The organism is Aminobacter sp. P4_H6_2 (genome assembly GCF_056400805.1).
This window is the reverse complement of the sequence record NZ_JBFUKO010000199.1, coordinates 1-8,458: the sequence shown is the minus strand read 5'-3', so window position 1 is coordinate 8,458 and position 8,458 is coordinate 1. Positions and strand designations below refer to the sequence as shown.

Sequence of the window (8,458 nt, the reverse complement as noted above, 5' to 3'; positions counted from 1 at the left end):
CGAGAGCGCCGAGCTTTCGCAGCAGGATCTTGCCGTGATGCAGGTGCTGCGGCCGGTGCCGCGCATTTCGATCCAGGCGTTCTGCGAAACCGACAGCGTCGCCGGCCCGATCGAACGCGCCGGCGAAGACCGGCGCATGGCCAAGGCCCATCTTCAAGTCCACATGGGCGGCATCGAAACCGCGCTTGAAGTCTACAGYGGCGCTCCAACGCCCAACCTGATCATCCTCGAGTCGCGCGGCGAGCCCAAGAGCCTGCTCGAAATGCTGCACCGTCTATCCGAATATTGCGACCCGAGTTCCAAGGTCGTGGTCATCGGCCACTACAACGATGTCGCGCTCTATCGCGAACTGATCCGTTCGGGCATTTCCGAATATGTCGTGGCGCCTGTGTCTACGGCCGATGTTGTCAGCGTCATTTCCTCCATCTTCGTTGATCCAGAGGCGGAGCCCATCGGCCGTTCGATCGCCTTTGTCGGCGCAAAGGGCGGGGTGGGGTCCTCCACCATCGCCCACAACGTCGCCTGGAGCATGTCCACCCTGTTCAAGTCGGAGGTCATTGTCGCTGATCTCGATCTGGCCTTCGGAACAGCCAATATCAATTTTGACCAGGACCCTGCCCAGGGCATCGCCGAGGCGGTGTTCGCGCCTGAGCGTGTCGACGAGGTCTATCTCGACCGCCTGCTCGCGCAATGCGCGGAACATCTGTCTCTGCTTGCCGCACCGTCGACGCTGGAGCGTGTCTATGATTTCGACGCCGAAGCCTTCGCCTCGATCATCGATACGGCCCAGCGCAGTACGCCGCTGATCGTGCTCGATGTTCCCCATATCTGGAGCGGCTGGAGCAAGAACACGTTGATCCGCGCCGACGAGGTGGTCATCACCGCGACGCCGGAATTGGCCAATCTGCGCAATGCCAAGAACCTGGTCGATATGCTCAAGCGGCTCCGGCCCAACGACCCGCCGCCGAGGCTGGTCCTCAATCAGGCCGGGATGCCCAAGCGGCCCGAAATTTCCGTGAAGGATTTCTCCGAGCCGCTGGGGATCACGCCGATGGCCGTCATACCGTTTGATCCGCTGCTGTTTGGCAATGCCGCCAACAATGGCCGAATGCTCGGCGAGATGGATGCGAAGAACGCGGTCGTCCAGACAATTAACGAGATCGCCCACGTCCTGACCGGAAGGTCCGAAGCCAAGGCCAAGAAGCCGTCCGGTCTCGGAGGAATTCTCAATCGGCTGAAGGCCCGCAAGAAGTGATGCGCGCTGCGCGGAGGTGCTAGTCGACCATGTTTGGCAAGAGAGGCAACGACGACGGCAACCGCTCGACGCCGGGATTCCGCCCAGTTGGAGCGGTGCCTGTGGCGCAATCCACTGACACGCTGGTTGCCTCGCGCCCTGCGGTGCCGTCACCAGCCGCATCTACTCCGGCTCGACGTGCCGCCGAACCTTCGCCATCCTTCGCCGCCGAGCGCAAGCCGCAGCAGCGCGAGCGCAGCGAAAGTTACTACGACACCAAGAGCCAGGTGTTTTCAGCGCTGATCGACACGATCGATCTGTCGCAACTCGCCAAGCTTGATCCCGACAGCGCGCGTGAGGAAATCCGCGACATCGTCAACGACATCATCGCGATCAAGAATTTCGCGATGTCGATCTCCGAGCAGGAGGAACTGCTTGAAGACATCTGCAACGACGTGCTCGGCTATGGCCCCCTGGAGCCGCTGCTTGCCCGCGACGACATCGCCGATATCATGGTCAACGGCGCCAAACACGTCTACATCGAGGTCAACGGCAAGGTCGAGCAGACCAATATTCGCTTCCGCGACAATCAGCAGTTGCTCAATATCTGCCAGCGCATCGTCAGCCAGGTTGGCCGCCGAGTCGATGAATCTTCGCCGATCTGCGATGCGCGCCTGCCCGACGGCTCCCGCGTCAACGTGATCGCGCCGCCGCTGTCGATCGATGGCGCTGCTCTCACCATCCGGAAATTCAAGAAGGACAAGCTGACGCTCGATCAGCTCGTCAAATTTGGTGCCATCTCGCCGCAAGGTGCCGAGGTGCTGAAGATCATCGGCCGTGTCCGTTGCAACATCATCATCTCGGGCGGTACGGGTTCGGGCAAGACGACGCTGCTCAACTGCCTTACCAACTATATCGACCGCGATGAGCGCGTCATCACCTGCGAGGACTCGGCCGAACTGCAGCTGCAGCAGCCGCATGTCGTCCGCCTGGAAACGCGGCCCGCCAACCTGGAAGGCGAGGGCGAAGTCACCATGCGCGACCTCGTCAAGAACTGCCTGCGTATGCGCCCCGAGCGGATCATCGTCGGCGAAGTGCGCGGACCTGAGGTTTTCGATCTGCTGCAAGCGATGAATACCGGCCATGACGGCTCGATGGGCACCATCCACTCCAACAGTCCGCGCGAATGTCTCAACYGTATCGAGGCGATGATCGCCATGGGCGGCTATTCGCTGCCGCAGAAGACCGTGCGTGAAATCGTCGTCGGTTCCGTCGACATCATCATCCAGGCCGCGCGTTTGCGCGATGGTTCTCGTCGCATCACCCACATCACCGAGGTGATCGGCATGGAAGGCGACGTGATCATCACCCAAGACCTGGTGCTCTATGACATCAAGGGCGAGGACCAGAACGGCCGACTGATCGGCCAGCATGTCTCCACCGGCATCGGGCGTCCTCATTTCTGGGATCGTGCCCGCTACTATGGCGAGGAGGCGCGGCTCGCAATCGCGCTGGAAGCCATGGAAAAGAGCGCAGCCTGACATGCAAGAAACGAGGATCTGACGCCCCATGTTCGGCCTCGACCCCATGATGCTGATCTTCATCGCCCTTGCTGGCCTCAGCGCCGGCGCGGTCGCCTACGCCTTTCTGTTCAATCGTATCGAGAGCCAGACCAATAGCGATCGTCGGCTTGCGTCGGTGAGGCAGACCGACTCCGACAAGTCAGTGGTGAAGGCATCCCGCGACCGGGTCGCCGAAGTCGCCAAGCGGCGTAAATCTGTCCAGGACACGCTCAACGAACTCGAGGAAAAGCAGAAGGCCAAGGACCGCAACATCAAGAAACCGCCACTGCGCGTCCAGATCCGCCAGGCCGGCATGCTGGTGACGGTTCAGCGCTTCTACGTCTATTCGGCCATATGCGGGTTGGTCGTCACTGCCCTGGTATTCATCGCCGGTGCCCCGCCGATCCTGCTGCCCGGTGCGCTGCTTGCCGGCAGCATTGGCCTTCCGAGATGGTTTGTCTCTTTCCGCAGAGGCCGCCGCGTCAAGCAGTTCCTCGTCGAATTTCCCAATGCGCTCGACATTATCGTGCGCGCCGTGAAATCGGGCCTGCCGCTCAATGACGGCATCCGCCTCATCGCCTCTGAATCGCCCGAGCCGGTTCGCAGCGAATTCCGTCGCCTGGTCGAAGCCCAGCAAGTCGGCGTCTCCATTCCTGAAGCAGCCTTGCGCATGACCGAGACCATGCCGTGCCCCGAAGCGGGGTTCTTCGGCATTGTCATCCAGATCCAGAGCCAGGCCGGCGGCAATCTCTCGGAAGCTCTTGGCAATCTTTCCCGGGTGCTGCGTGACCGCAAGAAGATGAAGGCCAAGGTTCAGGCGCTGTCGATGGAAGCGAAGGCGTCGGCCTGGATCATTGGTTCGCTGCCGATCATCGTTGCCTTGCTCGTCTATCTCAGCAGCCCGAACTACATCATGCCGCTGTTCACCACGAGCACCGGGCACCTCATCCTCGGTGTGTCAGGCATCTGGATGGCGATCGGCATCTTTATCATGCGCAAGATGATAAATTTCGAGGTTTAGGACAGTGACAGACCAAGTCGTCAAATCGCTCACCGATCCGTCATTTCTCATCGCGCTGCTCGTTGCCATCGCGGTCTTTGCCACTGTTTTCACCGTTATGCCCTCGCTGGGCAGCAATCCGCTCAAGGGGCGCATGAAGGCGGTRGCGCTGGAGCGTGACGAGTTGCGCGCCAAGCAGCGCATCCGCCTTTCCGCCGAAAGCGACCGCCGCCACAAGGGCTTGCGCGAACAACAGTCGATCGGCATGCGCAACATCGTTGAACGCCTTGATCTGCGACGGGCTCTGGTGGACGAAAGCACGCTCAATAAGCTCAAGGTTGCCGGTTTCCGTGGCCAGAACCCGCTGACAAGGTTCTTGTTCTTTCGCCTGGCACTGCCCTTCGTCGGCTTGGTTTTGGGGTTGGTCTACGTTCTCGTTCTTGGCGGAATCGCCGACAAGTCTGTCTTCGTCAAGATTTTCGTCTGCATCGTGCTTGCTTACGCCGGCTTTTACGCACCGGTGATCTATATCACTAACCGGGCCACCAAGCGTAAGCAGTCGATCCAGGCGGCCTGGCCGGATGCGCTCGATCTGATGCTGATCTGCGTTGAGTCAGGCATGTCGGTCGAAGCGGCCTTGCGCAAGGTCGCCGACGAGATTGGAGCGCAATCGGTCGATCTGGCTGAAGAATTCGTGCTCACCAATGCCGAGCTTTCTTATCTCACGGAGCGTCGCCAGGCCTATGAGAACCTGGCTTCCCGCACCGGTCTCGAACCGGTCAAGTCGGTCACCCAGGCGCTGATCCAGGCCGAACGCTACGGCACCCCTGTTGCCACGGCGCTGCGTGTGCTGGCAGCCGAAAGCCGCGACATGCGCATGAACGCGGCGGAAAAGAAGGCAGCCGCACTTCCCCCCAAGCTTACCGTGCCGATGATCCTGTTTTTCCTGCCGGTGCTGTTTGCCATCATTCTCGGCCCTGCCGGCATGCAGATCAGCCAGCGCGGCGTTTTTGGCGAAAAGCAGCAGTCGAGCAGCGAATAAAAGCCGCTTCGGCAGCAACAAAAAAAGCCGCGTTGTTCGACGCGGCTTTTGCATTCCAAGCTTTGCTGCCGGTCAGTTCTTCTTCGACTTGTCGTCGGCCTTGATCTGGTTCCAGGCATTCTGCTGGGCCAGCATGCCTCTGAGATAGCTGACATTGGCCTGTGCCTGTTCGGGAGAAAGCTCCTGGCTGGCGATCTGTTCGGCTTCGTCGAAGCGGCCCTGCAAGCCGACCGCCAGGGCGAGGTTCTGGCGCACCCGGCTGTCAGCACCTGGCTGGGAAGCTGCCGAACGCAAATAGGTCTCGGCTGATTTCAGGTCACCTTCGAGCACATAGGACATGCCGAGATTGGACAGCACAGTCGGCTCGTTCGGCTTGAGGTCGAGCGCCTGGCGATAGAGGCCGCGTGCATCCTGTGTCTGGCCGAGCTGGTCGAGGATTGCGGCTTCGGCGGAGACCAGCTTCCAGTCGGGATATTCAGGCGTCTGGGCGCGCCGCACGGCGTCCAATGCTGGCTGCAATTCGCCGGAAGCGGCGAGCGCCTTGCCATAGGCGGCGAGCACGTCGCGATCCTTGGGGTAGCCGATGGCAAGCTTGCGCATCACGGCAAGCGACTGGTCGGTCTGGCCCCTCATTTGCAGCACCGAGGCGTATTGCATCGCTACGGGCTTGTTGTTGGGATCACTGGCGTAGGTGCGCCCAAGCTTGTCGGCGGAGCCAGCAAGCGAACCCGTCGCCATCGTGTCGACCGACTGGCCGCCGCGGCCGATCGAGCCGGTCGTCATCTTGGAGGTGCCGCAGCCAGCAACGCTTGCCATAAGCAGCGAAAGCAAAGCCGCCTGCGCAAGGCGTTTTCCCGTTGCGTTCATCGAACGATTGGTCAACATCGACGACGGCTCTCCATTCGCCCGCGTGGCCGTTCGGCGGCCATCTCCCCGGATTGGAGAAATATTCTGTTAACCCTAACGGACGGTTAAGAACGCCCAAGGCGCTGCGCCATCCGACACTGAAGGAAGTCGAAATGCCGGTCGAACTGCTAGACACCAGGCCCGCTGACGCGCTGCCGATCCACCTCGTTGCCAAGGACGGCCTCGAAAGTGCGGGCCTCGCACCCGAAATCCTCGCCTGGGCCAATGCCAACGGCTTTGCCGGCGAGGCGGGCAAGGTGCTGGCGGTTCCCGGTGCCAATGGCCGGCTTGCAGGAGCGCTGTTCGGGACTGGCCAGAGTGAAAGCGGGCTAGCCTTTGGCGCGCTCGCCCGCAACCTGCCGCAAGGCGCCTGGCATTTCGCCGCCCAACCTTCGCATCCAGAATTGGCCGCCCTTGGTGTCGCTCTCGGCGGCTACACCTTCACCCGCTATGGCAAGAAGTCGGGCAGGGAGGTCCGCCTCGCTCTGCCCGAGGGCGTCGACGCTACTCGCGTGAACCACATGGTCGAGTCGATCTTCCTCGTTCGCGATCTGGTCAATACGCCGACTAACGACATGGGGCCATCGGCCCTTGAGGCTGCGGTCCGGAAGCTTGCAAGTGTTCATGGCGCCGAGCTTCGTGTCACCATCGGCGACGACCTGCTCAAGCACAATTTCCCGATGATCCACGCTGTCGGCCGCGCCTCTGATGACGCCCCGCGCCTGATCGATCTGAACTGGGGCCCCAAGGATGCTCCCAAGGTCACACTGGTCGGCAAGGGCGTATGCTTCGACACCGGCGGCCTCGACATCAAGCCGCCATCGAGCATGCTCCTGATGAAGAAGGATATGGGCGGCGCAGCCAACGTTCTTGGCCTCGCTTCGATGATCATGGCGGCCAAGCTCAATGTCAGGCTGCGCGTGCTCATCCCGGCGGTCGAGAACTCGATCTCGGCCAACGCCTTCCGCCCCGGCGATGTGCTGCAAAGCCGCAAGGGCATCACGGTCGAGATCGGCAACACCGACGCCGAGGGCCGGCTGGTGCTGGCCGATGCGCTCGCCCTTGCCGACGAGGAACAGCCAGACATGTTGATCGACATGGCGACGCTGACGGGTGCCGCGCGCGTGGCCCTTGGGCCCGATCTGCCGCCCTTTTACACCGACGACGAAGCGCTCTCTGCCGAGCTGTCCGCCGCATCGGTTGCGGTCGAGGACCCGATCTGGCGCATGCCGCTTTGGAGGCCTTACGATGCCAAGCTGTCGTCGAAGATCGCCGACATGAACAACGTCACCACGGACGGTTTCGCCGGTTCGATCACAGCGGCCCTGTTCCTCAAGCGCTTTGTCGACAAGACGTCCAGCTGGGCGCATTTCGACATCTTTGCCTGGAACCCCAGCGACCGCCCGCACGGCCCGATCGGCGGCGAGGCCCAGGCGATCCGCGCACTGGAGAAGGTGATTTCGGCGCGGTTTGGCTGATTACGGTGAAGCCTCTCGTCCATCGCCGGCTATACGAGGGACGGGAGGCCACACCCCTGTAACGTCGCAGAACGACCGTACAGCATGTCTTGGTTCCCGCCTTGCCCTCGCCGCAAATTCCCTTTTGACTGAAACGGAACCGAAACAATTAGCGTGGATGCTGGCGTCATGCCGATCGCATTGCGTCCGAGCCAGTCATTGAGGCTGCTGCAGCAGTTTGCCCTTTCCGAGGTGCGTGATGACGCGCCTGATCTGACGCTGCGCCAGATGGCGATCCTGCTCACCATCTATCTCGACCCGCCGCCGCACACAGTGCGTGGGCTCGCCGCTCGCCTCGGCGTCAGCAAGCCGGTCATCACCCGCGCGCTCGACACCATGGGCGCGCTCAAGCTGGTGTCGCGCCACCGCGACGAACTCGACAAACGCAACGTCCTGATCCGGCGCACGGTGGAAGGCGCGCTCTATGTCGAGCGACTGGGCGATGCTATCATTGCCAAAGCCATGGAGCTTCCGATTTGACCGCCCGAGACAGCCGCCTTCACGCCTTCCGCCCCGACCTGGCCGACGCCCGCCTCAAGGGCGAAGTCGCGGCCGAGAGTTTTGTCACTGGTCGCCCGGCACGCATTTCCGTGCCCGTCGCCGATGTCCGCAAGGCACCCCGTCCTGATTCTGGCCTCAACACGCAGCTGCTTTTTGGCGACGACGTTCTGGTTTTCGAAGAGACCGAGGGCTTCGCCTGGCTCCAGGCCGAGCGCGACGGTTATGTCGGTTATGTCTCGGCGGGCGACCTTGCCCCACGTGGACCCGAGCCGACGCATGTCGTCACCGCCCTTCGCACTTTTGTCTATCCTGGCCCGGACATGAAGTTTCCGCGCAGCTCGGCTCTGTCGCTGGGCTCGCAGGTCGCCGTCACCGGTTATGCCGAAACGCGCGGCACAAATTATGCGCTGCTGGCTTCGGGCGAGGCGATTGTCACTCAGCATCTGGCGCCGGTCGGCACCAAGGCTGACGATTTTGTTTCGGTAGCGGAACGGCTGATCGACACGCCCTATCTCTGGGGCGGTTTCAGTGCCTTCGGCATCGATTGCTCTGGTGTGGTCCAGCTCTCGATGCGCATGGCTGGGCGTGACGTGCTGCGCGATTCCGACATGCAGGAGGCTGCGCTCGGCACTCCGGTAGATCCTGGCACTGATTTTTCGCAGCTCCAGCGCGGCGATCTCGTCTTCTGGAAGGGCC

8 protein-coding genes are annotated in these 8,458 nt (G+C 61.9%); 7 read left to right on the top strand and 1 reads right to left on the bottom strand.

All coding sequences use genetic code 11. The annotated features are described in order from the left end of the window. The 4 genes from AC1DUU_RS15590 to AC1DUU_RS15575 form a co-directional block, all read left to right on the top strand. Nucleotides 1–1,255 (top strand): CpaE/TadZ family protein (locus tag AC1DUU_RS15590; RefSeq protein WP_476784317.1); only part of this gene is annotated, 1,255 nt, incomplete at its 5' end. 29 nt (nucleotides 1,256–1,284) lie between these two features. Next, nucleotides 1,285–2,775 (top strand): CpaF family protein, encoded by a 1,491-nt coding sequence (locus AC1DUU_RS15585; RefSeq protein ID WP_476784316.1) that lies wholly within the window; start codon nucleotides 1,285–1,287, stop codon nucleotides 2,773–2,775. Nucleotides 2,776–2,803: 28 nt separating this feature from the next. Next, nucleotides 2,804–3,817: a type II secretion system F family protein gene (locus tag AC1DUU_RS15580; RefSeq protein ID WP_476784315.1), complete on the top strand. Its 1,014-nt coding sequence runs from the start codon at nucleotides 2,804–2,806 to the stop codon at nucleotides 3,815–3,817. 4 nt (nucleotides 3,818–3,821) lie between these two features. Continuing rightward, nucleotides 3,822–4,838 (top strand): type II secretion system F family protein, encoded by a 1,017-nt coding sequence (locus tag AC1DUU_RS15575; RefSeq protein WP_476784314.1) that lies wholly within the window; start codon nucleotides 3,822–3,824, stop codon nucleotides 4,836–4,838. Nucleotides 4,839–4,910: 72 nt separating this feature from the next. On the opposite strand, the gene AC1DUU_RS15570 is transcribed toward AC1DUU_RS15575, so the two are convergent. Continuing rightward, a complete protein-coding gene (locus AC1DUU_RS15570) occupies nucleotides 4,911–5,723 on the bottom strand; it encodes a tetratricopeptide repeat protein (RefSeq protein ID WP_476784313.1) in 813 nt (270 codons plus the stop codon). A gap of 134 nt (nucleotides 5,724–5,857) precedes the next feature. Here AC1DUU_RS15570 and AC1DUU_RS15565 point away from each other — a divergent pair, with 134 nt between their 5' ends. The 3 genes from AC1DUU_RS15565 to AC1DUU_RS15555 form a co-directional block, all read left to right on the top strand. Continuing rightward, complete coding sequence (locus AC1DUU_RS15565; protein ID WP_476784312.1) at nucleotides 5,858–7,222, top strand: leucyl aminopeptidase family protein; 1,365 nt, start codon at nucleotides 5,858–5,860, stop codon at nucleotides 7,220–7,222. A gap of 168 nt (nucleotides 7,223–7,390) precedes the next feature. Beyond that, entirely contained in the window at nucleotides 7,391–7,741 is a 351-nt protein-coding gene (locus AC1DUU_RS15560; RefSeq protein WP_378944995.1) for a MarR family winged helix-turn-helix transcriptional regulator, read from the top strand. Continuing rightward, nucleotides 7,738–8,458, top strand: a 721-nt coding sequence (locus AC1DUU_RS15555; protein ID WP_476784311.1) for a C40 family peptidase, incomplete at its 3' end; no start/stop codon positions are given. The genes AC1DUU_RS15560 and AC1DUU_RS15555, both read left to right, overlap by 4 nt.

What these genes read in the sequence shown, in the direction of transcription:
- AC1DUU_RS15580 (WP_476784315.1), top strand. Translation starts at nt 2,804, where the DNA reads ATGTTCGGCCTCGACCCCATGATGCTGATCTTCATCGCCCTTGCTGGC.
- AC1DUU_RS15570 (WP_476784313.1), bottom strand. Translation starts at nt 5,723, where the DNA reads ATGTTGACCAATCGTTCGATGAACGCAACGGGAAAACGCCTTGCGCAG.
- AC1DUU_RS15565 (WP_476784312.1), top strand. Translation starts at nt 5,858, where the DNA reads ATGCCGGTCGAACTGCTAGACACCAGGCCCGCTGACGCGCTGCCGATC.
- AC1DUU_RS15560 (WP_378944995.1), top strand. Translation starts at nt 7,391, where the DNA reads ATGCCGATCGCATTGCGTCCGAGCCAGTCATTGAGGCTGCTGCAGCAG.